We start from the raw sequence: 25926 nt of genomic DNA, 5'->3' as shown, positions 1-25926 counted from the left end.
TACTCTTTTTTAATTATACGTTGCATAAACCATCTAGTATTTTGCGGAAGCAATTAGTAACTACTAATTCCATAGAAAGAAGTGATGGATATGAAAGGAATACAAGGCCCGTCAACCTATCGTATGACAGGCCATTTGAAAGATTTTCAAGAAAGTCCGCTTTTGTTTTTGCGCCATCTCAGTGAGTATGGGGAGACAACACGTTTTCGGCTAGGTCACCGAAAATTTTACTTAACAACAAATCCTCAAATGGTAAAAGATGTTGTATTTACAAAAAACAATAGCTTTGTAGATGTAGGGATTAAAAATGTTGTTCGAGCACTTCATGTTCATGATTTATTTGAATTTAATTTTTTGTTGGGAATGCCAAATATAAAATCTTCTTTTGTAAAAAAGCATTTTTCTACCTGTCGAATTGATCATCGTACGATTATACAATCGTACTTATCTTTATGGAAAAGTGGAAGTTTAAGAATATTTAATGAAGAAGTGCAAGAGTTGGCACTATGGTTGTTAGCACATAGCTTTTTTGGTGTAACCCAAAATCATGACTTGACAACCCATTTGAAGAAGATAGCTGAGCTACGCACTAAAAGACATCAACCTTCAATGGTAAAAGTACGCCTTCCGAAAGTGGGAAAGCAAAATCAGATAGAGACAGATGCTATAGCAGGCGTTGTTTCCTGTCTTCAATCTCGTTATGATAATCAATTAGTGGATGAACAGCGTTATATTTACGATACACTTGTTAATGAAGATGAATCTGGTATTCTTCAGCGATTCTTTATCACGTATGACTTAATTTGTAATGCATGCAGCTGGCTAATGTATACGCTTTGTGAGCATGAGGATATTCTACGACATGTTCAGCTGCTAAAAGGTCATGAGCAAGATGAATACATGCGTATGGTTATTTTAGAGTCGCTGAGGCTCTATCCTCCAATTTGGTTATTTGGAAAACAAGCGGTAGAAACTGTTCAAGTTGATAACTATGTGTTTAAAAAAAATGAAACGATTTTTATTAGTCCTTATAGCCTTCATCGAAATGAAGCTTATTTTTTAGAGCCTCATGAGTTTTTACCTGAGCGCTTTTGTTTAGACTTAAACGTAGACATACCAAAGCATCTGTACTTACCGTTTGGTATGATTGCAGAAACTGAGGCTCAAATGGAGTATGTTATGACTATGGCAAGGGCAATTGTCCTCCCGATTGTAACGTCCTTTGATATAAAAAAAGTGCGTTCTATCATTCATCCAAAGGGAGAAATCTTATTGGAGATGAAAGAACCTTTCTCTATTGTGATAACAAAAGAAAAATTACCGATTGTAACGTCTTTGTAAGAGACTTTCTAACTATTGCTACACTAACGTATTGACATTAAACTCATTGAAATCTATCATTAAGTGCATCTATTATGAAAGGTACAGATAGAGGAGCTTATGGATAAACTACTGAATCAATTTATTGAACTTGTTGAAACATCCTTACTGCCTAACTTAATCATTAAAAGTGAAAATGAACATGACCCTGTTGTAGTCGAGTATGTACCTGATGAATGGATCTTAATTGGAAAAGGCAACTACGCAGCTGTTTTTTATCACCCTTTATATGAAGGTCTAGTAGTGAAAGTATATGGTCGAGCGTTTGAAGAGGTAAAAAAAGAAGCAAATGTCTATAAAAAATTAGGAAAGCACCCTGCTTATTCTCAGCTTTATTATTATACAAATAACTACTTAATTCTAAAGAGGCTACAAGGCATTACGCTATACGAAGCAGTTCAAAAGCGGGTTATAATTCCGTTAACAGTTATAGACGATGTAAACGAAGCATTAGCTTATGCTAAATTAAGAGGACTCAATCCCTTTGATGTTCATGGGAAAAACGTAATGATGAAAGATGGGCGCGGATACGTAGTTGATATTTCGGATTTCTATAAAGAAGGCATTGATAAAAAGTGGACGGATTTGGTGAAAGCTTATCACAAAATCTATGTGCCTATTATAAAAAAGTACCACCTTGCGATTTCACCATCTTTATTAAATCTAACAAGACACGTCTATCGCTTGTATCGCAAAGTAAAAAATAAATATAAAAATTATGTATGAAGGTCATCTGCTCTTAGTTCGTTATTAAAAGCAGATGGCCTTTTTATGTTGAAATAGCTATCTTATATAAACCTTTAAATTCTTAGGGAAGCACTCTGGTACTGACATTTATTTTAAGAAAAATAGAAAAAGTATTCAAAATTTCGTTTTAAATGTCGAAATAAAAGACAGGTATACTAAAACCACGATGCATTGAGCGGACAAAGATAGGAGACATAGAAATGGATAAAACATCTTTTTTGGGTTTGATTTTAGCACTGATTGCACTAATGGTAGGGATGTTTCTTAAAGGTGTCAGCCCAACAGTTTTAATAAATCCTGCGGCCATTTTAATCATTATTGTAGGCACAATCGGGGCGGTGGTCATTGCGTTCCCCACAAGTGAAATAAAAAGGGTACCTAAGTTATTTGGCGTTCTTTTTAAAGAGCCAAAAATGGCTACGCCAAAAGATCTTGTGTTTATGTTTTCTGAATGGGCACAGGTTGTTCGAAAAGAAGGCTTATTATCATTAGAAGCAAAAACAGCAGAGGTGGAAGACCCCTTCTTACAAAATGGATTAAATTTAGCAATTGATGGACAAAGCGCAGATTACATTAGAGACGTGCTGTCTGAAGAAATTGAAGCGATGGAAGACCGCCATCAGGCTGGCGCAGCTATTTTTTCACAAGCAGGTACATATGCACCTAGTTTAGGAGTACTTGGAGCAGTCATTGGCTTGATTGCCGCTTTAGGAAACATGGCTGACACAACTAGTTTAGGACATGCTATTAGCGCTGCGTTTGTTGCCACATTACTAGGTATTTTTACGGGATACGTTTTTTGGCATCCATTTGCTAACAAATTAAAACGGAAGTCTAAGCAAGAAGCCAAAATTAAATATATGATGATTGAAGGTGTTCTTTCTTTACTAGAAGGCGAAACACCTAAAGTGATTGAACAAAAGCTTGCATCCTATTTGCCAACAGCTGAGCGTAAGAAGCTATTGCAGGAAAGCGAAGTGGTTGAAAATGAGTAAGAAGCGTTCGCGAAAACAAAAAGAGGATGCTCATGTTGATGAGAGCTGGCTATTGCCATACGCGGATTTATTAACGCTATTACTTGCCTTATTTATTGTTTTGTTTGCCATTAGCTCGGTTGATGCTCAAAAGTTTCAAGCTTTATCAAAAGCCTTTAATGAAATGTTTGAAGGGGGAACAGGTGTGTTAGAGTTTCAAACACCACCTACTCCTAAAGAAGAAAATCTCCCTGCTGAAGACCCGACGGGAAAAAATGTAGCAAGAGATAATGGAATGGACCCAACTGAAAAAGAAGGAGAAAAGCCGTTAACAGAAGAAAACAAGCAGAAGAGTTCTCACGATGCAGATCAGCAAGAATTATTGACTGTTCAACAAAAAGTAAATACATATATTGAGCAAAATGGTCTTAAAGACGAGTTGCAGACCTCACTAACAGATGAAGGGCTACTAATTTCAATTCGCGATAACGTCTTTTTTGCATCTGGAAGAGCGGATGTTCGATCCGAAGATATAAGTCTTGCAAAAGAAATTTCAAACTTGCTCGTGATGGATCCTCCTCGTAATATTATCATTAGTGGTCATACTGATAATGTACCGATACGCAATGCAGGTTTTCAATCAAATTGGGAGCTTAGCGTTATGAGAGCGATTAATTTCATGAAGGTTATTCTAGAAAATAATCGCTTAAACCCAAGTATGTTTAGTGCAAAAGGATTTGGTGAATTTAAGCCCGTAGCCTCGAATGAAACGAATGAAGGCAAGAAGAAAAACCGCCGAGTAGAAATTTTAATTACGCCTCGAACAGAAGCAGAAAATGAGTAAAAACACGGTTTAGTCCGTGTTTTTATTTTTGTATTATAATAAAAGACGACGATTTTCATAAGTTCCGCGCACTAGATTAAGCTCTTCTCCCTCTAAAATTAAATCAATTAAAGCACCATTAAATAAATCAGATACTTGTTTTTTATCATTTGATTGCAAGTATTCAACTCGATACCATTTTTCATTATAACTAAAGTACATAAAGCGTCCCCACGTATAGTCTAGCCAGAATTTAATTGGTTTTCCATTCACAAGCTTCTTTACGTATCCCCAGCTTCTTCCTTGGTGTGAATCGGTCATTTTAGGCTGAGCTGAATTAAATACTTGATAATAAAGTTTATTGTTTAAATCATATAGCATCATACCTAAGCCACTCCTTTTTACTCGTTATTAATTAGTAGTATGCAAGGCAATAGAATTTAGAAGTAGTAAATAGACAAGCTTTCGTCATTTTAAAAATGATGGGAGTGTATACTAAAGAAAAGCTATCTAGAGTTGAAAAGAGGTGTTGATAATGGAAAGCAATTGGCTGATGAAACAAGTTTGGAGAAATCTATTATTTATACATTGGCCCGTTTCTGCAAAAGAGCTACAAAAACTTTTACCAGAGCCTTTAACAATAGATACATTTGAAGGGAAGGCGTTTATTTCACTTGTTCCTTTTACAATGACAGGCATTCGCTTTAAAGGTACGCCGTCTGTCCCATGCATATCTCAACTTCATGAATTGAATGTACGAACATATGTGAAGTATCAAGGCGAACGGGGTGTTTATTTTTTTAGTTTAGACGCAACGAATGCTCTTGCGGTATGGATTGCTAGACGCTTCTTTCATTTACCTTATCTACATGCTGACATAATGGTTAATAAATATAAGGATTCGATCAACTTTGAATGTACAAGGAAGCATAAAGGGTTTCAACAGGAAGAGATATTGTTGACGTATAAGCCTATATCAGCTCCTTATCATACAAAAGAAGGAACTGTGGATGAGTGGTTAACAAACAGGGACCGTCTCTTTACCGTGTACAAAAAGAAAGTTTTTCGAGGGAAACTTTTTCATGACCCTTGGATTTTACAAGATGGACATTATTCTATGAGAAAAAATACGCTTACGACAGCTTACCCACCAATAAATAAGGGTGAAACAATTGTGCATTATGCACAAGATCTTGTTACATATTTTTATCCTTTTCAAAAGATGTGAAGAAGTCAATATAAATAAAGTCTTGAATGATTCTACAAGGTTGTGGTACTATTTGCCTTGTGAAAATAGTGAATATTACATGGGGTAAAAATGGCCTTTTTAAATGTGAAAAGGTGAATGAACGGACGGTATATTTACATAAATTTGTTCAAATTATACATTTTTATCAAAAGATGTATGCGCTTTTACATCCTGCAGCCATTTAGTATTCAAGTCATAAGTTTAGGGGGATTTGATTTTGAAAACACCAAGGTTACCTTCAATTGGTGAAATTGTAATCGTGTTACTTTTATTTCTAGCGGTTGTCGTTTCATTTGCACTCATTTTCGAACTTCCCATCCAATTAGCGCTCTTTATATCATGGTTTATCGTTATTGCGCTAGGTATTCGCTTAGGATATAAATATAATTTTTTACAGAAAGCGATTACAAAAGGGATTGGGAACGGGTTAGAAGCTATTCTAATTTTATTAGCAGTAGGCGCTCTAATTGGAACATGGATTTCTGGAGGAATCGTTCCATCATTAATTTATTATGGTTTAGAGTTTATTAATCCTACGTTCTTTTTATTAGCCACTTTAGTTATTTGTTCAATCACTTCTGTTGCAACGGGTACATCATGGGGAACAGTAGGGACAGCAGGTATTGCAATGATGGCAATAGGGGAAGGAATGGGAATGCCTCTACCACTCGTAGCTGGTGCAGTTATTTCGGGTGCATATTTCGGAGACAAGCTATCTCCGCTATCTGACAGTACAATCTTGTCTGCTTCTATGGCAAAAGTAGATGTAATTGCTCATGTGCGAGCAATGCTTTACTTAGATATTCCAGCTTACATTGTTACATCTATTTTGTTTACCATTGCTGGATTTATGTATGGTGGTAATAACTTTGATAGTGAGCGAGTAGAGTTTTTAAAATCATCTTTACATGACGTGTTCCAAATCAACGTGTGGATGCTTATTCCAATGGTTGTTGTTATTGTGTTATTAGCATTAAAAAAGCCGTCACTACCATCAATTGCAGTGGGTTCTTTACTGGGTGTAATATGGGGAGTGCTTTTTCAGGATTTAAGCGTATCAAGTGCTTTTAATTCAGCTTATAGCGGGTTTTCCATCGAGTCAGACATAACGTTTATAACAGAGTTACTCAACCGCGGTGGGATTGAGAGTATGGTTGGTTCAATTATTGTTATTATTTTTGGGTTAGGCTTTGGAGGTCTTCTAGAAGAGTTAGGTGTACTCAAAGTACTTCTTTCTAAATTTGAACAGTTTTTAACAAATGCAGGAAACGTGACGACTGCTACGATTTTTACAGGTTTATTAGGGAATATTTTTGGTTGTGCTATGTACGTATCGCTTATTTTAACGCCAAAGATTATGCAAGATAGCTATGACCGTCTAAAAATCAATCGACTTGTATTAGCGCGTAACTCCGAAGTAGGAGGAACGTTAACCTCGGGTATGGTTCCATGGACTGATAATGGTATCTTTTTAGCTACAATCTTAGGTGTATCAACATTCGCTTATCTACCATTTATGTGGTTAAGTTTTGTTTCTATCATTATTGCTATTATCTATGGTTATACTGGAAAGTTCATTTGGTATACAACGGATGAAAATAAAAACGTTAGCTAAAAGCTAGCGTTTTTTTTTATGTATTTTATCTGAAAACGTTATCTTTATATTTTGTATTCATGAAATGTTGTAAAAAATCAGAAAAATGTTATAATCAAACAATGATTCTGATAGGAATACTTGCTTTTCGTGAAAATAGTTATAAGGAAAAGTGAGTAAACGAATGTTGGGAAAGATAGAAGGAAAGAAGTGAAGTTAATGGCACAACATGAAGGACAAAATGATTTAAAACGGACGATGAAAAGCCGTCACTTATTTATGGTTTCGCTCGGAGGTGTAATTGGAACAGGTTTATTTTTGAGTTCTGGTTATACAATCGGACAAGCTGGTCCGGGAGGAGCAATGCTTGCCTATTTAGTTGGTGGTTTTATTATGTATTTGGTGATGCTTTGTTTAGGTGAGCTGAGCGTAGCTATGCCACATGCAGGTTCATTTCAGGTGTATGCTACAAAGTTTATCGGACCAGGAACAGGATTTGCTGTAGGGTGGTTATATTGGTTAACTTGGGTTGTCACCGTAGGATCAGAGTTTATTGCAGTAGGACTATTAATGCAGCGCTGGTTTCCAGATTCGCCGGTATGGATTTGGAGCGTATTATTTGCGATTACCATTTTTGTATGTAACGCAATGTCAGTTCGCTTTTTTGCTGAATCAGAGTTTTGGTTTTCTCTTATTAAAGTAGTAGCAATTATTGTATTTATTATAGTTGGAGGAATGGCTATTTTCGGTTTTATTTCAATCGAGGGGCAGTCTGCGCCACTCTTTTCTAACTTTACAGGAGAAGGCGGTATGTTTCCGAATGGATTTACGCCAGTCTTAGCCACGATGGTCGCTGTTAGTTTTGCATTTTCAGGTACAGAGCTAATAGGAATAGCAGCAGGAGAAAGTGAAAACCCAGAGCGTGACGTCCCAAAGTCCATTCGCAACATTGTGTGGCGAACGTTCTTCTTTTTTATTGGAGCTATCTTTGTGCTGTCCGCACTTATTCCATGGAAGGAAGCCGGAGTGACAGAGAGTCCTTTTGTTACGGTATTTGCGCGCATAGGTATTCCATACGCTGCTGATATCATGAATTTTGTTATTTTAACAGCACTGCTTTCGATTGCCAATTCAGGATTGTATGCGTGTGCTCGCATGCTTTGGTCTTTGTCTAAGCAAAATATGATTTCCCCTGCACTTGGAAAGGTGACGTCAAAAGGAGTACCATTAAATGCTTTAATTGTAAGTATGGCGGTTGCTTGCTTATCACTTTTAACTAGCGTTTTTGCAGCTGATACAGTGTATATGGTATTAGTCGGTATATCAGGATTTGCAGTAGTAGCTGTTTGGATGAGTATTGCAGCTTCTCAGTATATGTTCCGCCGCAAGTATATTAAAGAAGGAAATGATGTAGGGAAGCTGGTCTATAAAGCGCCACTTTATCCTATTGTTCCAATTCTTGCATTCTTATTATGCTTAGCATCTTGCGTAGGATTGGCATTTGATCCAAGCCAGCGTATTGCTTTGTATTGTGGAATTCCTTTTGTCCTGCTATGCTATGCAGTTTATTATTGGAGACGACGTAAAGGATTAAAGGTATTTACAGATCAAAGTGAAGCAAAGTAAGAAAAGCCGCTCGTTTCTATAAATAGAAACGAGCGGCTTTATTATCTAACACATGTTTTTAACATTTAACACAGAAAAACACCCTATCCATTCCGAACTGGTTAAGTGTCCCGCAACAAGCGAAATGGTGATGGATAGGGTGCTAAGTTAAGAATAAGCTTTTTGAATCGGAATGTCAATGTTTAGAGGTTTGAACAGTTATATAATGATCCATTGTTATGTTGGGTTCGAAAAAACGTCCCATTTGTTTGTCCCACTCTTCAAATAATGAAGATTGAACAAAGTTCACCATATGGCTTTCGATAGTTTCCCACTCGACAATAATCATATATTTTGTATCCGTTTCAACGCATCGATGAATAGAATGGTCAATATATCCTGGTACGGATGCGATAACGCGAGCAGCTTGATGAAATGCATCTTCAAACTCTGCTAATAAATCTTTTTTTATATAAAAAAAAGCAACTTCTTTAACCATGATGTCCCCCTGTTTCTTCTATAGTATGATAAATAACTTCAAAGATTATCTCACATGGTGAATAGTCAGAGCAAACTTTTTTGACGCTTTCACCATCTTTTCATTTTGTTTTTGTATAGTTAAAAACGTAGAAAGAAAACTGTTCAAAAAGCTCATAATTTTTACGCTTACATACATAGCGTAAGTCATGGATGGAAGTTAGGAGAGGTAAGAAAATGGATAAGAAGAAAAAGAAAAAGCTTTTTTCTTTTCTTGGTATCATTACTGCTGGTGCTATCATTGCGGGTGTTGTATATCAAGTCAATCGCACCGATGCAGTAGCGAGTGTTGATGGAGACAAAATCACAAAGGATCAATTATATGAAGTGTTAATGTCTCAAGGTGGAACTGACGTTTTGGATTCAATGATTGAACAAAAAGTCATTAATAAAGAAGCTGAAAAGAAAAGCGTAACAGTTAGTGAAAAAGAACTTAATAAAGAGCTTGATGCATTAATCACATCATATGGCGGGGAAGACACGTTTAATCAAGCTTTAGAAGCAAGCGGTATTAAAGAAAAAGAAGTTAAAAAAGATTTAGAAACAAATTTAAAGGCTAAAAAATTAGTAGAAGATACAATTGAAATCTCTGAGGATGAGATGAAATCATATTTTGATGAAAACAAAGATTCATTTGATCAGCCGGAGCAGGTAAAAGCAAGCCATATTCTTGTAAAAGATGAAAAAACGGCTAATGAAGTGAAGAAAAAACTGAGCGATGGTGAAAAGTTTGCTGATTTAACAAAAGAATATTCAACCGATACAGCCTCTAAGGAAGATGGAGGAAACTTGGGATACTTTAGTAAAGAAGATATGGTGCAAGAATTCAGCGATGCAGCATTTAACTTAAAGGTTGATGCCATTAGCAATCCGGTAAAAACGGAGTATGGTTATCATATTATAAAAGTAACTGATAAAAAAGAAGCTCAAGATGCAAATTATGAAAATAGTAAAGATGAAATTAAACAACTTTTATTAGAGAATAAATTTCAGTCTGAATATTCAACTTGGTTAGAAGAAACGAAGAAAAAGTATGACATTGAGAATTTTTCGTAATCCATTATTCTAAATAAAGTGAGGAATTAAAATGAAAACACAAAAGCCTTACAATAAGTTAGAACAAATTGTAGAAAAATTAAAAGAACGCGGTGTGCGAGCTGAGATATGCCGTCGCGTGGTACAAGTAACAGAAAGTGTAAACAATCAATCAAATTCTCATTCTCAACATGCTTTTAACCGTTGACATAGATAAAATGAATAAGGACATAAACAATCAGCAGGTAAACCTACCTGCTGATTGTTTATGTCCTAGCGATAAAGTAGTATATTTATAAATGAATGGAGCTGAGAAAATATGAATGTTTTATTAGCAGAAGATGATTTACAACTAGGAGAGCTAATAAGTTATATGTTAAAGAAAAAAGCAGGCTTTAACGTCGAGTGGGTGACGGAAGGGCGTGATGCTTACCTATATGCTACTGATGCACATTACGATATTCTCATCCTAGATTGGATGATGCCCAACGGAGATGGAGTAGAAATTTGCCAGCAGCTTCGAAAAGAAGGGTATAATGGGGCTATCTTAATGCTAACAGCGAAAGATGCTGTTCAAGATCGTGTACATGGATTAGATGCCGGGGCAGATGATTATATGGTGAAGCCATTTGAAATTGATGAATTGTTGGCTAGACTAAGAGCTTTGTCTCGTCGCAACTATGCTCCAATTGTTGAAGAAACTGTTGAAATTGATCAAATTACCTTAAACCGTTCAAGTCAAATGATGAATAATGGAGACAAATCAATTCAGCTTAGTCCAAGAGAGTTTCAGCTATTGGACTTTTTACTGAAAAATAAGGGTCAGGTTCTATCAAGAGATATTATCTTAGATCGCGTTTGGGGCTATGAGTCAGATGTATCCATTAAAACTATTGATGCAACGGTCAAGCTTTTGCGAAAGAAACTAGATCATTTTGGGAAACAAGAGCTAATCCAAAGTATACGTGGAGTAGGTTATAAAATTGACTAAAAAGTTAATAAGAAGAGCTCGTAACCGCATGAAACAAGATTTATTTAGCAAAACGCAAAATCGTCTTACCTTTCGATACAGTGCACTGTTAATGATATTTCTGCTTTTATTTGTATTTATCGTCTACTCACTTGTGTACGTTGTGATTAGCAGCAATCAGCAACAAAGCTTAAACATGCTGCTCAAGCAAGAAACAAAATTTGTGAAAAGTCTTTTAGTTGAGCAAAGTGACCGAGTAGAAGATGAATACCAAGATATTGTTGTGGCTAGAGAAGACGCATTCTTTTACTATGTCGTCAGCCCAGAAGGTCAATTACTAATGGGGAGTGAAGCAAGTGAAGGATTGAGGCCGAAATTGTTAAATTTAATTAACGGTTGGATTCCAATTGAAAATGAAGTGCGTAAAGAACGTATTGAAACAATTCGTCCCAATGTTGAACAGTTTGAGCGAAATGGTCATGCTGAAGATGAATTTAAGGTAAGTATTGACTTGCTTATGACTGGACAGCCAATCTTCTATAAAGGTGAGTTTTTAGGGATGCTTTACATTGGCAAAAATGTTTCGTTCCTATATCAATTGCTAAAGTGGCTGTTAGTAATCATGTTATCGTTAACGGTTTTATTTGTAGGCGTAGCTATTTACATGAGTCGCTTAATGTCAAAGCGTGCAATGATTCCTATTGAAACTGCGTTTTTAAAGCAAAAAGAGTTTGTAGCCGATGCTTCTCATGAGTTGAGAACACCATTAAGCGTAATGTTATCATCTATTAATGCACTAGAAATGCAGGACGAAGTAAATGAAGATCCCTTTTCTAAAAAGCTCGTCGGTAATATGAAAGCAGAAGTAAAAAGGATGACGAAGCTTGTAAGTGATTTGCTCACGCTTGCTCGATCAGATGCTAGCAAAAACCAGCAAGCCTTTAATAGATTTGATGTTAAGAAAATGGTTGAAAAAGTAATACAGTCCGTTGAACCACTTGCTCATTCTAAAAATATTAGCTTACACCTAGAAGCACCTAAGCAGGTAGACATTTCTGGAGATGAAGAAAAACTTACACAGCTTATGTATATATTGTTGGACAACGGGATTAAATACACTACTCCAGGCGGACAAGTAGAAGTGTTTGTTAAGCAAAGAACGAATTCAGTTGAAATTCGAGTGACTGATACAGGTGTCGGTATCCATAAAGATGAACAAAAAAGGATTTTTGATCGCTTTTACAGGGCGGACAAATCCAGGTCTAGACAAATGGGTGGGCATGGGCTTGGTTTAGCTATTGCAAAATGGATTGTTGATATGCACAAAGGGACAATTAAAGTGGACAGTGAACCTGAGAAAGGAAGCACTTTTCGAATTAGTTTACCTCAATAAAAATGTGCCAGATACTATCGTATCTAGGCACATTTTTTGTCTAGTTTGCACAAAACATCTTTTAAAAAAGGGTAAATTAAACGATGAAAAAATTAGAAAATTCAGTTATGTTTAAAGTAATCTAATGCAAGTGGAAGGGGTTTATGGATGAAAAAATATGACTTGCTTATTAAAAGTGGAACGGTTGTGTTAGAAAATGAGGTACGCACAATAGATATTGGCATATATGATGGTAAAATAATGGCTTTAAAGTCTACTATTGATACTAGCCAAGCAAAAGAGGTAATAAGAGGAGAAGGAATGCATATATTACCTGGGGCTATTGATATACATGTTCATTTTGATGAGCCTGCAAGAGAACATTGGGAGGGGTTTGATAATGGTTCAAAAGCGATGGCAGCAGGAGGGTGCACAACTTATTTTGATATGCCTCTAAATGGTGTTCCTCCTACCATAACGAAAGAAGCATTTTTAAATAAAAAGCAGCTTGGAAACAAGAAATCATTTGTAAACTTTGGATTATGGGGAGGATTAGTACCTGGTAATAAAGATGAACTTGAAAAAATGGCAAGGCAAGGAGCAATTGGTTTTAAAGCGTTTATGTCAGAAGCAGGATCAGAGTTTGAATTTTCGGACGGACTTACGTTATATGAAGGTATGAAAGAAATTGCGAAGTTGGGCAAGGTTCTTGCCTTGCATGCGGAGAAAGACAAAACGATTAAAGAGCTTCAAAAACAAAAAGAGAAAAAGGGGCTTACATCAATTAGAAGTTATTTAGAGACAAGGCCAATTGAAGTGGAAGTGGAAGCAGTGAAAGAAGCATTAGAATATGCTAAGCAAACGGGATGTTCACTTCATTTTGTACATATTAGTAGTAAGGAAGCTGTTGATTTAATCGTACATGCTAAAAAAAGAGGAGAAGATGTTACTTTAGAAACTTGCCCACACTACTTGCTGTTTGGAGAAGAAGACTTTGAAGAAATTGGAGCGCTGGCTAAATGTGCACCTCCGCTCAGGTCAGCGGCAGAACAAGAGAAATTGTGGTCATCGATTGAAAAAGGTGAAATCGATATGATATCTTCTGATCACTCTCCGTGTCCTATGGACTTGAAGCAATCAGACAATATATTTGAAGTGTGGGGAGGAATATCGGGAGGGCAGTATACGCTTCAGGCAATGATCACAGAAGGATATCAAAAAAGAGGCGTGCCCCTTACTAAAATTGCACAATTAACTTCAACAGCTCCTGCTAAGCGTTTTGGATTGTATCCTCAAAAAGGTAGCATTCAAGTTGGGGGAGATGCAGACTTAACAATTGTTGATTTAAAAGACTCATACACCGTAAAGCAACAACACATGTTTTTTAAACACAAGCATAGCATTTATGAAGGCTATAAATTCAGCTGTACAATTCGCTATACGATTTGTGGAGGTGAAATCGTATACGAATCTGACACTAATACGTTTGAGCAACCTCTTAACCAGTCAAGATTTGTGCAACAAATAGAAAATACAAACGTACGTTGAGGATGAAAGCATTCATCCTTTTTTTATTGTATAATTTTTATTATATTGGAAAATTATATAGGATAAAGGACATACCTTTAAAAGAATACTAGGGTAAAAAGAAATAGAAAATATTAGTTTGATATTATAAAAAATCAGTAAAATGAATAATTAAAATAAAAAAATACAAAACGTTTTTTATTTAGGATAAGCTAGGTATAGAGCTATATCTGAAGCTTAAATAAGAAAAAAGTTGCATAAAAATATGTTTATTTACATTTTTTTATATTGACAGAATCATTTTATAAGAATAAAATTTTATTGTTTCTAATTTTATATCATCATAATTTTTTGATATTTTAAAAATTAGTAAACAGGGGAAAAAGGGAGAAAGATAGAGAAAGGATGTAAAATATGTCGCTTGATAAAGAGAAAATTGTCCAAAGTGTTCCTCAAAAAGGATTTTTTGGCCATCCAAAAGGATTATTTACGCTATTTTTCACTGAGTTCTGGGAGCGCTTTTCCTATTATGGAATGAAAGCACTTCTAATCGTGTATTTATACACGGAAGTGTCCCAAGGTGGATTAGGTATTGATAAGGGAACAGCAGCATCTATTATGTCCATTTATGGAGCGCTTGTTTACATGTCAGGAATTATTGGCGGATGGATTGCTGATAGGATACTAGGAACCTCAAGAACAGTGTTCTGGGGCGGCGTGTTGATCATGATTGGTCATATCGTTTTAGCTATTCCAGCTGGGTTTAACGGCGTATTAGTAGCTATGTTGTTTATCATTTTAGGAACAGGTTTATTAAAACCAAACGTTTCAAGTGTTGTGGGAGACTTATATAGAGAGAACGACAACCGACGTGATGCCGCATTTAGTATTTTCTATATGGGGATTAACTTAGGAGCATTTATTGCTCCATTAATCGTATCTACGCTTGGAGAAAACTATGGGTTCCATTTAGGTTTCGGTGCCGCAGCAGTTGGAATGTTAGGTGGATTAATTGTTTTTTCTATGACAAAAAAGAAAAACCTAGGTTTAGCAGGTACAGAAGTTCCAAACCCGTTAAAGCCTGGTGAACGTAAAAAAACGTTTGGAATTATTGGTTTAATCGTTGCTGTGCTCGCTATCTTCTTAATTGTAGCAGGAGTAGTAGGCTTCTTAACTCTAACGAATGTTATTGCGTTCATTAGTTTCCTAGCTGTTATTATTCCAATCATTTATTTCACAGTTATGTATCGTAGCTCAAAAACTACAAATGTTGAACGCTCTCGACTACTTGCATATATTCCACTGTTTATTTCTGCAGTTATGTTTTGGGCAATTCAAGAGCAAGGATCAACAATTTTAGCAATTTATGCTGAAACATCAACACAGTTAACATATGGAAGCTTTACAATTCCAGTAGGTTGGTTCCAATCACTTAACCCATTATTCATTATTTTATTAGCACCTGTATTTGCTAAGCTGTGGGTGTCGCTTGGAGACCGTCAACCATCTACACCACAAAAATTTTCTTTAGGCTTGTTATTTGCCGGTTTTTCATTCTTAGTAATGGTTATCCCGTCAGTAACAGGTGATGCAGATCATTTAACAAGTCCGTTATGGCTTGTATTAAGCTTCTTCTTAGTTGTAATTGGTGAGCTTTGCTTATCACCGGTTGGATTATCAACAACAACAAAATTAGCGCCAAAAGCATTCTCTGCACAAACGATGAGCTTGTGGTTCTTAGCAAGTGCAGCTGCACAGGCAATCAACGCACAGATTGTTCGATTCTATGAAGGAATTTCACAATCTGCATACTTTGGATTATTAGGTGGAATATCTGTTATTCTGGGTATCATCATTTTCCTTTCTTCTTCAAAAATTAAACAATTAATGAAGGGGATTAATTAATAAAAGCCGTCAAAAGACGGCTTTTATTTTTTTGATCCAAAGATATTCATAAATGACCGGTAACTTTGATCATCTTCTTCACCGTTATAAGTAGGAAATTGAAAGAGTGTGTTCATTGCATTCGTTGAATTTTCAGTTTCAGCAATAATTTGATAGATATGAACGGCTTCGGATGTATAACCCTTAGCATGTGCATTTTTTATTTGATTTAGCGTTAAATGAAGTGAGAAGACTTCTTTACGAAGCTGTACCTTTGTGTGCTCGTCCAAATAAAGAAATTTCTCGTAATAAAGATTGGACGCTTGATTAAAGACCCCAAGTCCATTTTCAAGCTCATTTACAGCAATGTGCCTAATCGCTTCATCATCTAACCGTGTAAACGGTTCTTCAATCATTAGACCCAAAACGATGGCTGTATCAGGTTTCAGCATAGCTATTCCCTCCTACTCTCAATTCGTCATTATTATATATGTATGAAAACATTGTTGGAATATTCGTTACACTTTTAAGGCTAGCCGAATATGGCAAGCTCTATACATTTTAATCATTTAATTTTTTTAGTTACAAAATTGCTTTAAAAGTTACAAAACGTATCAAGTTGTCTGAACATTAAGTATCATAGACTTTGTAGAAAGACAGGAGGTTAAGGTAATGGGTACAGCTCGTAAATTGGAAACGTTTTCTGAATATCAACAACCTAAGAAATCAAAAGGGCTATGGTCCAAAATTAACGATGTAAAAGTAGGTGTACTGCCACTTCCACTTTATGTTGTGTTAGCGCTAATTGTTTATGGAGCATCTGTTTACAATCAGCTTCCACCAGATATGATTGGTGGGTTTGCAGTTATTATGGTAATGGGGATTTTACTTGGCGACTTAGGTATGAAAATTCCTATCTTAAAAGATATTGGTGGGCCAGCAATATTAGCACTGCTTGTTCCTTCCATTCTAGTTTTTTATAATTTGATTAACCCTGCTTCTATGGAAGCGGTAACAACGTTGATGAAAACATCAAACTTTCTCTATTTTTATATTTCAGTGTTAGTAGCAGGAAGTATCTTGGGCATGAATCGAAAGGTTTTAATTCAAGGATTCACCAGAATGTTTATTCCATTAGTTGTTGGGACACTGGCAGCAGTGGCGGTTGGTATCCTTGTGGGACTACTATTTGGTTATGAAATTAAGCATACTTTCTTCTATATTATTGTCCCAATTATTGGGGGAGGAATTGGTGAAGGTATTCTACCACTGTCCCTTGGTTATTCTCAAGTGCTGGGTAATTCAGCAGAATCGTTTGTATCACAAATGATACCAGCTGCTGTAATTGGAAATATCGTAGCAGTTATCTGTGCCGGTATGATGAAACGCCTAGGAGAAAATAAGCCGGAACTTACGGGTAACGGTGTATTAGTTAAAACAGCGGGCGGAAATCAAATGGATGAAGAGACTAATATTGATAAGCCTGTTGATTTCTCTTTAATGGGTGCAGGTGTATTAATCGCTTGTTCATTCTTTATCTTTGGTAGCTTAGCTCATAAATTTTTAGGAATCCCAGGTCCAGTATTAATGATTGTAGCAGCAACACTAGTTAAATCTTTACAGCTTATGCCGAAAAAGATGGAACAAGGATCTTATCATTTATATAAATTTATTTCATCAAGCTTAACATGGCCACTAATGGTTGGATTAGGGATTTTGTTTATCCCATTAGATGATGTTGTGAAAATTATTACACCTGCTTATATCGTAATTTGTGCATCTGTTGTTATTGCAATGGTAGGAACAGGTTACTTTGTTGGTAAACTATTAAAAATGTATCCGGTTGACGCTGCCATTGTTACCGGCTGCCATAGCGGTCTTGGAGGAACTGGAGATGTTGCCATCTTATCAGCATCAAATCGAATGTCACTTATGCCGTTTGCTCAGGTAGCAACTCGTTTAGGAGGCGCATCTACGGTAATTATTGCAACATTATTAATGAAAGCATTTAGCTAATAAAAGAAGGGACGTTGACAAGCAAAATGACATTACGTGAAGAAGCACTTAAAATGCATAAAGAAAAACAAGGAAAACTTGGTGTACATTCTAAAGTAGAAGTTCAAAGCGCAAAAGATCTAAGCCTTGCTTATTCACCAGGAGTAGCAGAGCCGTGTCTTGAAATTGCAGACGATGCTGAAAAAATCTATGATTATACGATGAAAGGAAATTTGGTTGGTGTTGTTTCAAACGGGACAGCCGTTCTTGGGTTAGGTAATATTGGGGCGGGTGCTTCCATGCCAGTTATGGAAGGAAAGGCACTGTTGTTTAAGTCATTCGCAAACGTCGATGCATTTCCTATTTGTTTAGATACTGAAGATCCAGACAAGATAGTTGAAACGGTTAAGCTTCTTGAACCTACATTTGGCGGTATTAACTTAGAAGATATTGCAGCACCTTACTGTTTTGAAATTGAAGAACGTTTAAAGAAAGCTTGTAATATTCCAATCTTTCATGATGACCAGCACGGGACGGCAATTGTTACGGCTGCGGGATTATTAAATGCGCTGCGCCTAGCAAATAAAAAACTTGAAGATATTAAAGTTGTAGCAAATGGTGCTGGTGCAGCAGGTGTTGCAATTGTGAAACTTCTTTTAAGCATGGGTGTAAGAGATGTTATATTATGCGATACAAAAGGAATTATTTATGAAGGACGCCCTGTTGGCATGAATCCATTTAAAAAAGAAATGGCGCGCATGACGAATAAACATCAACAAGAAGGTACCTTAGCTGACGCATTGGTAAATGCAGATGTTTTTGTTGGGGTTTCAGCAGCAGGAGCCGTTACACAAGAAATGGTTCGCTCAATGAACGAAGATCCAATTATCTTTGCAATGGCGAATCCAGTTCCGGAAATTATGCCAGAAGAAGCAAAAGAAGCGGGGGCTTTGGTAATTGGTACAGGTCGTTCAGATTTTCCAAACCAAGTTAATAACGTATTAGCTTTCCCAGGTATTTTCCGCGGGGCATTAGATGTACAAGCAAAGGAAATTAATGAAGAAATGAAAGTAGCTGCAGTATATGCAATTGCTGGACTCATTAATGAAACAAATATCCATGCTGACTATGTAATTCCAGATCCGTTCGATAAGAGGGTAGCAGCTCATGTTGCAGCTGCCGTAGCGAAAGCTGCAATGGATTCAGGGGTGGCAAGAAAACAAATCGATGTGGAAGCTTTACGCAGCAAAATGCTTCAAACGAACGAAGTGCCAGAGCTTGTTACAACAAAATAACAAAAAAAGCCAGCGTCAGCTGGCTTTTTTTTATTTAACGGCTAAACGACTTAAAACAAATTCTTCTACTACCTTAGCAACACCATCGTCCATATTTGTATCTGTTACGTGATTTGCTAGCTTTTTAATATCTTCAGGTGCATTACCCATTGCGACGCCTAAGCCTGCAAATTCAATCATGGCCACGTCATTATAGCTGTCACCCATAGCAATAACTTCTTCACGCGTAATACCTAGCTTTTGAATAAGGAAATTAAGGCTTGTTCCTTTCGTTACGCCAACCTCTGTAAACTCTAAAAAATATGGTTTTGAACGCATAACGCTTAGCTGTCCATCAAGCTGTTTTTGTAACTTTTCTTCAACATGAACAAGCTCTTCACCTGGTGCGAGCATTAAGACTTTTACAACGGGTTCTTTTACTGCTTTAACAAAGTTGGGTACTAGTTTAATAGGTAATCCAGTAATATCACTTTCAATATTCGTAAACTCGTTCTCTACTTCCGTAACAATCTCATCTCCTACATAGGTATGAATTAATACGTTTTCTTGTTTGCTTAATGCATCTAATTGATGAACGGTTTCAGGCGGTAATGTACTGCTAAACAATTCTTCCTTAGTACGCCAATCAATAATCTTTGCTCCGTTAAAAGAGAGGATAAAGCTTCCGTAATCAGCTAGTCGAAGCTCTTCAGCGATATGAACCATACCATAGGTAGGTCTACCGGAGGCTAGCACAACTTTTACTCCGGCCTCCTGCGCGTTCATTAACGCTTGCTTTGTACGGGGAGAGATTGTATGGTCATCTCGTAAAAGAGTATCATCTAAGTCTAGTACAATCATTTTATAGGCCATTTTCATAATTCCTTTCTACGACAATATGTTCATATCGTACTACAAAAGGACGGGTAGTTCAATTTTTGTTCAAGTCATGTGAAAAGGAGTGCCTAAATCACACACATAAGATTGAAAAGGCAAATAAAAGCGAAGCAGCTAAAAGATGCTTCGCACATAGCGGTTACTCTAGTTCTGTAATTGGATGACGACGAAAAAACTCGTTTATTTGATGCTCATTGCCATCATTTTCAGCGCTAACGTTTTGAATGCCCTTTGAAGCATTTGGTTTAAGCGGATGTTGATGGAATGCTTCTAATTCTGCACGTGTAATCGTAATGCTTTGAGGAACAACAGTATGAACGTTAAAGTGGACAGAATCAGCATAGTCAATTAATCCAAGTAATATTGTTGCGTTATTAAAAACTCGTTCTTTAGTAAGGTTTGCTGACCAATTGTGTTCAAACTGCCTACTTGTTTCCGTTGATGCTTGTGTATAATCGACGGAAATATAAGAAGGGGATCTTTTGGTTTGCAACGTTATGTTATGAACATTTTCATGTCCAGGAAGTTCATTGATAATGGAAGTAGCATCATGTTGATTTTCATTATACGAATAGTGGGTAGCTGTTGGTTTTTTAACTTCAATTGAAGCATTCTTTTGAGAAGCGTCATTTATAGAGTTGCATCCAACTAATAGGGTGATAAAAGCAAAAAAATAACATAAAAAAACAAGGTTGCGCATGATAAGTCTCCATTCTTTGCTTGAAAATAATATTGTAATTATATACATTAAAGAGATAAATTTACAATAGTTAATAAGAAAAATAATCTAAAACGACCGAAGTTAAAAGGCCAAGTGACGTGATGAAACCCGTAACAGGGCCACCTTGTTCAAAAGCTTCGGGAAGCATCGTGGAAGCTACCATTGCGATAATACCTCCTCCCGCAAATGCAGCAATAAAGCTCATTGTATAAGATGAAGCCTGTTGCAAAAACATGAAGCCTCCTAATGAACTGATAGCAGAAATAAGAACCACTGATAGCCATAGAAATACAACTTTTTTGTGTGAGAACGAGTTTTTAATAAGTCCGGTTGTTCCGGAAATACCTTCTGGAAGGTTACTGATGAAAATAGACATAACGAGCAGTGGACTGACTTGATTCTGTTCAATTAGACTTGCTCCAATCATAATTGATTCTGGAATAGCATCCATTAATGTCCCCCCGAAAATAGCTAAACCTGAACTATTTGTATACTGAGGGCTAGAACGCTTTCGATTAAGACCACCTTTCCTAGCTAACAGTAAATCGAATACTGTAAAAGTTGCTGCTCCAACAATAAAACCTAAAGCAGTTGAGAGCATGCCACCTTCTTTGACAGACTCCTGTAGAAGTTCATAGGAAGCAGCGCCAATTAATACTCCCGTTCCAAATGCCATAATATATGAGTTTACACTTTTTTTCATAGGCAAAAAAATAGCCATCATAGCGCCTATAAAAACGGCAGAGCCAGATAAAGCTCCCCATAAAAAAGCAGAAGTCATTGATATCACACTCTCTTAAGATGTAATCTACATACTGTTAAGTCGGTTTTTCTTTTTCGTATAAATCAATATAGATAAAGCCAGTACGGTCAATTTGACCAAGCATTACATCAGAAATGCTCGCGATATTACGAGTAGAAAGCTGTTGGTGTACCCAGTCGAGCGTAAAAGAGGACGCAGTTAACTCTTTTTCAACAAGTTTTCCATCTTTAATGAGGAGTCGAGGTAGGCCATTGCTGCTTGTAACAATGTTCATTGCTTCCATCGTAACTGCTTGCTGGCTTGACTTTAACTGCACGCTAAAACCACCGTTTTGTTCAATAAGGACCGTCTCTACGTCTTGAAAAGAAAAGATACTTTGAAGTCTAAGCTGACTAGCAAGCTCTTCGACGTTTAACCGCGCCTTCCTTAAATTTTGTTCAAGAATTCGCCCATTCTCCATTAAAATGATGGGTTCCCCATTGTTTAGTAGCCGAAATTTATCAAATTTCATTGAAAGGTAAGAAAATAAAATTTCAAGAACAAGAATGATAACCAAAGCTGGTATATAGTTAGTAAAAGGTTGATTATGATCAACCGCACCTTTAGCAGCAATGGACCCAATGGTGATTCCAACAACGAAGTCACTAAAATTCATTTTTGATAGCTCTCTTTTTCCCATGATTCTGGTTAAAATAAGCAGAGAAAAATAAGCTAATATTCCTCTTAACAGCAAGTCGAAAAGGTGCTCCATGCCACCATCTCCCTAATCTCTCTTTTTTTAGAGAATGTCCAAAGGGGATAGGAAATATGTAAGCGGCAAATAAAAAAAGAGTACAGTAGTGTACTCTTTTCTTGATTCATGAAGAAGCATTGTTCCATTTTGTGTAAGGGGTGGAAGGAGAAGTGAAGTTCATCATTGATGAAATTAACGATTGCGGGCTGCTTGAAATATTGATAAGCTGAATGGCTGATTCTTGTGAAAAGCCCTCTGTTACAGCGTGTTCAACCATACTCATTAACGCATTATAATATCCGTTCACATTGAGTAGTCCAACTGGCTTTTTATGAATACCAATTTGGGCCCAACAAAGTGCTTCAAATAGTTCTTCAAAAGTACCAAACCCTCCTGGCAGGGCAATATAGCCATCAGCCAAATCGTGCATGGCGGCTTTTCTCTCGTGCATGCTGCTTACTTCAATCAATTCTGTAAGCGCGGTATGAACAATCTCACCGCTGAAAAGCCCTTTTGGCATAATGCCTACCACGTGACCGCCATGCTTTAACATTTCATTAGCTACTTCACCCATCAAGCCCATTTTCGATCCACCATAAATTAATTTATAATCATGTTTAGCCATGTACGCTCCCAGTTCTACAGCAGCATTTTTATAGTGGTGGTGAACACCGGAATTGGCTCCAGCAAAAACACAAATCGCTTTCATGTGCATTCCTCCTTTTCACAATGTATAGTAATAACATTTCGTTTATTTATGATAAAACCCTTTTTTATGATAAAAAATAATCGATTCCATAAATGAGAACGTACGTTTTTGTTTTGATACTAAAAAAAGTAAAACCTCTTTTGGAGTTACCTTGATTATTAGTATAATTTTCTTTATAATCAAAGCGTATATTAAGTGTTTAATAGAAGGCGTCATGCAGCGTAGTACGCTAGTTAAAACGGAAAAGCTGAGAATTAAGCACACTCATATAAGAATTAACTAATAGAAAGTAGGTCGCGGTATGGCGAAAAAGGAACAGCAAAGTCGTATTGAAAAAGATTTTCTTGGCGAAAAGGAACTTCCAAAAGACGTATATTACGGTGTCCAAACAATGCGCGCAGTTGAAAACTTTCCAATCACTGGATACAAAGTAAACAAAGAAATGATTCGCGCTCTTGCGATGATCAAAAAAGCAGCTGCCATGGCAAATATGGATACTAAACGATTATACGATGGTATTGGAAGCGCTATCGTACAGGCGGCTGACGAAGTGATTGCAGGGCAGTGGCATGAGTATTTCATTGTGGATCCTATTCAAGGTGGAGCAGGTACATCAATGAATATGAATATGAATGAAATTATTGCAAATCGTGCATTAGAGCTAATGGGCCATGAGAAAGGAGATTATGTAAAACTTAGTCCGAACAGTCATGTAAACATGTCTCAGTCTACTAATGATGTGTTCCCTACCGCTATTCATCTATCAACATTGCGCCTATTAGATGATTTATTAGCAACAATGGGTAATATGGTAGAAGTCTTTAAAAAGAAAGCAAAGCAGTTTGATCCAATTATTAAAATGGGCAGAACGCATCTTCAGGATGCAGTACCAATTCGTTTAGGACAAGAATTTGCTGCATACAGTCGTGTTTTAGAGCGTGATATTAAACGTATCAGCCAATCCCGCCAGCATCTATATGAAGTGAATATGGGAGCAACTGCAGTAGGAACGGGTTTAAATGCTGATCCGAAATATATTGAGAATGTGGTGAAGTATTTAGCTGATATTAGCGGACTACCGTTATATGGAGCAGAGCACCTTGTGGATGCAACGCAAAATACAGATGCTTATACAGAAGTATCAGCAGCTTTAAAAGTCTGCATGATGAACATGTCTAAAATTGCAAACGATTTACGCTTAATGGCTTCTGGCCCACGCGCAGGCTTAGCGGAAATTAGTCTTCCTGCTCGCCAGCCCGGATCTTCGATTATGCCTGGTAAAGTAAATCCAGTAATGCCAGAACTAATTAATCAAGTGGCATTCCAAGTTATTGGAAATGACCATACGATTTGTTTGGCTTCAGAAGCAGGGCAGCTTGAGTTAAACGTAATGGAACCTGTGCTTGTCTTTAACCTATTGCAGTCTATTAGCATCATGAACAATGGCTTTGACGCGTTTACAAAATACTGCTTAGAAGGTATTGAGGCAAACGAAGAGCGATTAAAAGAATATGTAGAGAAAAGTGTAGGCGTTATTACTGCAGTTAACCCACACTTAGGATATGAAGTTGTTTCTCGTATTGCAAGAGAAGCTATTATGACAGGGAAATCTGTACGAGAACTTTGCTTACAACATGACGTATTGACAGAAGAAGAGCTAGATTTAATCCTAAACCCTTATGAAATGACGAATCCAGGTATTGCAGGCAACTCACTTTTTGACCGTCAATAATCGTAGGACAAGTAGACAGACTAAGAATTAACACTAAAATGATAAAAATGGAGGAGTCAACATGAGCAATATTATTCGTACTTTAATGATTCAAACACCAAGTGTACCAGGGAATTTAGGACGAGTAGCTACGGCAATTGGTCGCGTAGGTGGCGACATTGGAGAAGTTGAAACAGTTAAGGTAGGCCATAACTATACGCGAAGAAGCATTACCGTACAAGTTGAGAGCGAAGAACAACTAGAAGAGTTACTAGATGCAGTTCGTAGCTTGGATGGAATTACGCTGCACACAGTTTCAGATGAAGTTTTACACGCTCACGAAGGCGGAAAAATTCAAATGAAAAGTAAAATGAAAATTGAAACGTTAGCGGATTTACGACGTGTGTACACACCAGGTGTAGCCAACGTATGCATGGCGATTAAAGAACAGCCAGAAAAAGCAAAAATTTATACAAGCATTAGCAACACTGTAGCTGTTGTAACAGATGGGACAGCAATCTTAGGTTTAGGTAATATTGGACCAGTAGCCGGTATGCCTGTTATGGAAGGGAAAGCAGCCCTTTTTGATCAGCTTACTAATATTAATGCTATTCCTATCTTATTAGATGTGAACAGTCCGGAAGAAATTATTCAAACGGTTAAAAATATTTCACCAGGATTTGGTGGTATTTTACTTGAAGATATTGGTTCTCCGCATTGTTTTGAAGTGGAAGAGCGCTTGAAGAAAGAGCTGGATATTCCAGTTATGCATGACGATCAGCACGGAACGGCGGTAGTTACGTTAGCTGCAGCTATCTCAGCATGTCGCAGTGCTGGTGTTAACTTAAAACAAGCGCGTGTTGGTCAAATTGGACTTGGAGCAGCTGGTATTGCAATTTGCCGCATGTTGATGGCATATGGTGTTGAAAGCGTAGTTGGGGCTGATAAGTCTGAAGAAGCAAAAGATCGTCTTCGTTCATACGGTGGCGAAACAGTTGATAGCCTAGAAGAGTTAATGAAGCAAAGCGATATTGTTATTGCAACAACAGGTGTACCAGGACTTATTAAGAAAGAATGGGTACAAAAAGGACAAATTATTTTAGCTCTATCAAATCCAAAGCCTGAAATTGAACAAGAAGATGCATTGGAAGCTGGAGCAATTTATGCGACAGATGGACGCTCTGTAAATAATGTATTAGGATTTCCAGGTATCTTCCGCGGTGTACTAAACGCTGGTGTTCGCGATATTACTCACAAAATGCTAGTTGCAGCTGCAGAAGCAATTGCAAATTCAACAAAACCAGGTGATTTAGTTCCTCATCCGCTAAATGTTAATGTACATGAAGCTGTTGCCGAAGCAGTAGAGCGCGCAGCAGTACAAAGTGACGTAAAAAAGAATGTTTATCAATAATGAATAAAAAAACTG

Annotated in this window: 25 protein-coding genes; 17 read left to right on the top strand and 8 right to left on the bottom strand. The window is 36.9% G+C overall.

Translation table 11 applies throughout. The features are described 5' to 3' along the window. Positions 1 to 90: 90 nt before the first annotated feature. The 4 genes from V2145_RS10995 to motB all read left to right on the top strand — a co-directional run bounded on the left by V2145_RS10995 (position 91) and on the right by motB (position 3945). On the top strand, positions 91 to 1341 hold the full coding sequence (locus tag V2145_RS10995) for a cytochrome P450 (protein ID WP_165932493.1): 1251 nt from the start codon (positions 91 to 93) through the stop codon (positions 1339 to 1341). A 99-nt stretch (positions 1342 to 1440) separates the two neighbouring features. Further along, positions 1441 to 2106 carry a serine/threonine protein kinase gene (locus V2145_RS10990; protein WP_131886878.1) on the top strand — a complete coding sequence of 222 codons (666 nt, stop codon included), beginning with the start codon at positions 1441 to 1443 and terminating at the stop codon, positions 2104 to 2106. Between the two features lie 221 nt (positions 2107 to 2327). Then, a complete protein-coding gene (motA, locus tag V2145_RS10985; protein ID WP_094909785.1) occupies positions 2328 to 3122 on the top strand; it encodes a flagellar motor stator protein MotA in 795 nt (264 codons plus the stop codon). Then, the gene (gene motB / locus V2145_RS10980; protein ID WP_094909786.1) at positions 3115 to 3945 is read left to right on the top strand and encodes a flagellar motor protein MotB; all 831 of its coding nucleotides are present in this window, start codon (positions 3115 to 3117) and stop codon (positions 3943 to 3945) included. Before motA ends, motB begins: the two co-directional genes overlap by 8 nt. Before the next feature lie 33 nt (positions 3946 to 3978). Here the strand turns inward: motB and V2145_RS10975 are convergent, their stop codons facing one another. Next, positions 3979 to 4308 (bottom strand): hypothetical protein, encoded by a 330-nt coding sequence (locus V2145_RS10975; protein ID WP_094909787.1) that lies wholly within the window; start codon positions 4306 to 4308, stop codon positions 3979 to 3981. A gap of 151 nt (positions 4309 to 4459) precedes the next feature. Here V2145_RS10975 and V2145_RS10970 point away from each other — a divergent pair, with 151 nt between their 5' ends. From V2145_RS10970 to V2145_RS10960, 3 genes are all read left to right on the top strand, one after another. After that, entirely contained in the window at positions 4460 to 5152 is a 693-nt protein-coding gene (locus V2145_RS10970) for a YqjF family protein (RefSeq protein WP_094909788.1), read from the top strand. 238 nt (positions 5153 to 5390) lie between these two features. Next, positions 5391 to 6788, top strand: coding sequence for a Na+/H+ antiporter NhaC (gene nhaC / locus V2145_RS10965; protein WP_131886877.1), 1398 nt, complete (start codon positions 5391 to 5393; stop codon positions 6786 to 6788). Positions 6789 to 6986: 198 nt separating this feature from the next. Next, positions 6987 to 8393, top strand: a complete 1407-nt coding sequence (locus V2145_RS10960; RefSeq protein ID WP_094909790.1) for an amino acid permease — start codon at positions 6987 to 6989, stop codon at positions 8391 to 8393. A 175-nt stretch (positions 8394 to 8568) separates the two neighbouring features. Here V2145_RS10960 and V2145_RS10955 read toward each other — a convergent pair whose 3' ends face one another. Then, complete coding sequence (locus tag V2145_RS10955; RefSeq protein WP_330987687.1) at positions 8569 to 8871, bottom strand: antibiotic biosynthesis monooxygenase family protein; 303 nt, start codon at positions 8869 to 8871, stop codon at positions 8569 to 8571. Between the two features lie 215 nt (positions 8872 to 9086). Between V2145_RS10955 and V2145_RS10950 the strand changes: the two genes are divergently transcribed. The 6 genes from V2145_RS10950 (at position 9087) to V2145_RS10925 (ending at position 15718) form a co-directional block, all read left to right on the top strand. Beyond that, positions 9087 to 9965 carry a peptidylprolyl isomerase gene (locus V2145_RS10950; RefSeq protein ID WP_330987686.1) on the top strand — a complete coding sequence of 293 codons (879 nt, stop codon included), beginning with the start codon at positions 9087 to 9089 and terminating at the stop codon, positions 9963 to 9965. A gap of 31 nt (positions 9966 to 9996) precedes the next feature. Continuing rightward, a complete protein-coding gene (locus tag V2145_RS10945; RefSeq protein ID WP_153301180.1) occupies positions 9997 to 10152 on the top strand; it encodes a hypothetical protein in 156 nt (51 codons plus the stop codon). Between the two features lie 111 nt (positions 10153 to 10263). Beyond that, entirely contained in the window at positions 10264 to 10935 is a 672-nt protein-coding gene (locus V2145_RS10940; RefSeq protein ID WP_094909793.1) for a response regulator transcription factor, read from the top strand. A gap of 28 nt (positions 10936 to 10963) precedes the next feature. Next, positions 10964 to 12307, top strand: a complete 1344-nt coding sequence (locus V2145_RS10935; protein ID WP_256993231.1) for a sensor histidine kinase — start codon at positions 10964 to 10966, stop codon at positions 12305 to 12307. A 147-nt stretch (positions 12308 to 12454) separates the two neighbouring features. Further along, the gene (locus V2145_RS10930; protein WP_094909795.1) at positions 12455 to 13834 is read left to right on the top strand and encodes an allantoinase; all 1380 of its coding nucleotides are present in this window, start codon (positions 12455 to 12457) and stop codon (positions 13832 to 13834) included. A 393-nt stretch (positions 13835 to 14227) separates the two neighbouring features. Next, on the top strand, positions 14228 to 15718 hold the full coding sequence (locus V2145_RS10925) for a peptide MFS transporter (RefSeq protein ID WP_094909796.1): 1491 nt from the start codon (positions 14228 to 14230) through the stop codon (positions 15716 to 15718). 23 nt (positions 15719 to 15741) lie between these two features. Here V2145_RS10925 and V2145_RS10920 read toward each other — a convergent pair whose 3' ends face one another. Further along, positions 15742 to 16149 (bottom strand): hypothetical protein, encoded by a 408-nt coding sequence (locus V2145_RS10920; protein ID WP_094909797.1) that lies wholly within the window; start codon positions 16147 to 16149, stop codon positions 15742 to 15744. Positions 16150 to 16369: 220 nt separating this feature from the next. Between V2145_RS10920 and V2145_RS10915 the strand changes: the two genes are divergently transcribed. Together V2145_RS10915 and V2145_RS10910 are read left to right on the top strand one after the other, a co-directional pair. Then, positions 16370 to 17713, top strand: a complete 1344-nt coding sequence (locus tag V2145_RS10915) for a 2-hydroxycarboxylate transporter family protein (protein WP_330987685.1) — start codon at positions 16370 to 16372, stop codon at positions 17711 to 17713. 26 nt (positions 17714 to 17739) lie between these two features. Further along, positions 17740 to 18987 (top strand): NAD(P)-dependent malic enzyme, encoded by a 1248-nt coding sequence (locus tag V2145_RS10910; RefSeq protein ID WP_094910154.1) that lies wholly within the window; start codon positions 17740 to 17742, stop codon positions 18985 to 18987. 30 nt (positions 18988 to 19017) lie between these two features. Here the strand turns inward: V2145_RS10910 and V2145_RS10905 are convergent, their stop codons facing one another. From V2145_RS10905 to V2145_RS10885, 5 genes are all read right to left on the bottom strand, one after another. Further along, entirely contained in the window at positions 19018 to 19839 is an 822-nt protein-coding gene (locus tag V2145_RS10905) for a Cof-type HAD-IIB family hydrolase (protein WP_330987684.1), read from the bottom strand. 163 nt (positions 19840 to 20002) lie between these two features. Further along, positions 20003 to 20563, bottom strand: a complete 561-nt coding sequence (locus V2145_RS10900; RefSeq protein ID WP_165932492.1) for a DUF4825 domain-containing protein — start codon at positions 20561 to 20563, stop codon at positions 20003 to 20005. Between the two features lie 70 nt (positions 20564 to 20633). Further along, positions 20634 to 21365, bottom strand: a complete 732-nt coding sequence (locus V2145_RS10895) for a ZIP family metal transporter (protein WP_131886871.1) — start codon at positions 21363 to 21365, stop codon at positions 20634 to 20636. Positions 21366 to 21402: 37 nt separating this feature from the next. Beyond that, positions 21403 to 22098, bottom strand: a complete 696-nt coding sequence (locus tag V2145_RS10890; RefSeq protein ID WP_131886870.1) for a YetF domain-containing protein — start codon at positions 22096 to 22098, stop codon at positions 21403 to 21405. Positions 22099 to 22204: 106 nt separating this feature from the next. Next, on the bottom strand, positions 22205 to 22789 hold the full coding sequence (locus tag V2145_RS10885; protein ID WP_094909803.1) for a TIGR00730 family Rossman fold protein: 585 nt from the start codon (positions 22787 to 22789) through the stop codon (positions 22205 to 22207). A gap of 301 nt (positions 22790 to 23090) precedes the next feature. Between V2145_RS10885 and aspA the strand changes: the two genes are divergently transcribed. Next, entirely contained in the window at positions 23091 to 24521 is a 1431-nt protein-coding gene (gene aspA, locus V2145_RS10880; RefSeq protein ID WP_131886869.1) for an aspartate ammonia-lyase, read from the top strand. Positions 24522 to 24582: 61 nt separating this feature from the next. Beyond that, complete coding sequence (locus V2145_RS10875; protein ID WP_094909805.1) at positions 24583 to 25911, top strand: NAD-dependent malic enzyme; 1329 nt, start codon at positions 24583 to 24585, stop codon at positions 25909 to 25911. Positions 25912 to 25926 lie beyond the last annotated feature (15 nt).

Source organism: Priestia sp. GS2 (assembly GCF_036409025.1).
In the GTDB taxonomy this organism is placed as follows: Bacteria; Bacillota; Bacilli; order Bacillales; family Bacillaceae_H; genus Priestia; species Priestia aryabhattai_A.
The sequence above is the reverse complement of the archived record's forward strand: the minus strand, read 5'-3'. Positions and strand labels throughout refer to the sequence as shown.

Coding starts and splice junctions, on each gene's coding strand:
- V2145_RS10915 (WP_330987685.1), top strand. CDS start 16,370: ATGGGTACAGCTCGTAAATTGGAAACGTTTTCTGAATATCAACAACCT.
- V2145_RS10925 (WP_094909796.1), top strand. CDS start 14,228: ATGTCGCTTGATAAAGAGAAAATTGTCCAAAGTGTTCCTCAAAAAGGA.
- V2145_RS10970 (WP_094909788.1), top strand. CDS start 4,460: ATGGAAAGCAATTGGCTGATGAAACAAGTTTGGAGAAATCTATTATTT.
- motB (WP_094909786.1), top strand. CDS start 3,115: ATGAGTAAGAAGCGTTCGCGAAAACAAAAAGAGGATGCTCATGTTGAT.
- V2145_RS10875 (WP_094909805.1), top strand. CDS start 24,583: ATGAGCAATATTATTCGTACTTTAATGATTCAAACACCAAGTGTACCA.
- aspA (WP_131886869.1), top strand. CDS start 23,091: ATGGCGAAAAAGGAACAGCAAAGTCGTATTGAAAAAGATTTTCTTGGC.
- V2145_RS10940 (WP_094909793.1), top strand. CDS start 10,264: ATGAATGTTTTATTAGCAGAAGATGATTTACAACTAGGAGAGCTAATA.
- V2145_RS10950 (WP_330987686.1), top strand. CDS start 9,087: ATGGATAAGAAGAAAAAGAAAAAGCTTTTTTCTTTTCTTGGTATCATT.
- V2145_RS10955 (WP_330987687.1), bottom strand. CDS start 8,871: ATGGTTAAAGAAGTTGCTTTTTTTTATATAAAAAAAGATTTATTAGCA.
- V2145_RS10935 (WP_256993231.1), top strand. CDS start 10,964: ATGAAACAAGATTTATTTAGCAAAACGCAAAATCGTCTTACCTTTCGA.
- V2145_RS10975 (WP_094909787.1), bottom strand. CDS start 4,308: ATGATGCTATATGATTTAAACAATAAACTTTATTATCAAGTATTTAAT.
- V2145_RS10930 (WP_094909795.1), top strand. CDS start 12,455: ATGAAAAAATATGACTTGCTTATTAAAAGTGGAACGGTTGTGTTAGAA.
- V2145_RS10910 (WP_094910154.1), top strand. CDS start 17,740: ATGACATTACGTGAAGAAGCACTTAAAATGCATAAAGAAAAACAAGGA.
- V2145_RS10995 (WP_165932493.1), top strand. CDS start 91: ATGAAAGGAATACAAGGCCCGTCAACCTATCGTATGACAGGCCATTTG.
- V2145_RS10905 (WP_330987684.1), bottom strand. CDS start 19,839: ATGGCCTATAAAATGATTGTACTAGACTTAGATGATACTCTTTTACGA.
- V2145_RS10900 (WP_165932492.1), bottom strand. CDS start 20,563: ATGCGCAACCTTGTTTTTTTATGTTATTTTTTTGCTTTTATCACCCTA.
- V2145_RS10920 (WP_094909797.1), bottom strand. CDS start 16,149: ATGCTGAAACCTGATACAGCCATCGTTTTGGGTCTAATGATTGAAGAA.
- V2145_RS10890 (WP_131886870.1), bottom strand. CDS start 22,098: ATGGAGCACCTTTTCGACTTGCTGTTAAGAGGAATATTAGCTTATTTT.
- V2145_RS10895 (WP_131886871.1), bottom strand. CDS start 21,365: ATGACTTCTGCTTTTTTATGGGGAGCTTTATCTGGCTCTGCCGTTTTT.
- V2145_RS10885 (WP_094909803.1), bottom strand. CDS start 22,789: ATGAAAGCGATTTGTGTTTTTGCTGGAGCCAATTCCGGTGTTCACCAC.
- V2145_RS10945 (WP_153301180.1), top strand. CDS start 9,997: ATGAAAACACAAAAGCCTTACAATAAGTTAGAACAAATTGTAGAAAAA.
- motA (WP_094909785.1), top strand. CDS start 2,328: ATGGATAAAACATCTTTTTTGGGTTTGATTTTAGCACTGATTGCACTA.
- V2145_RS10960 (WP_094909790.1), top strand. CDS start 6,987: ATGGCACAACATGAAGGACAAAATGATTTAAAACGGACGATGAAAAGC.
- V2145_RS10990 (WP_131886878.1), top strand. CDS start 1,441: ATGGATAAACTACTGAATCAATTTATTGAACTTGTTGAAACATCCTTA.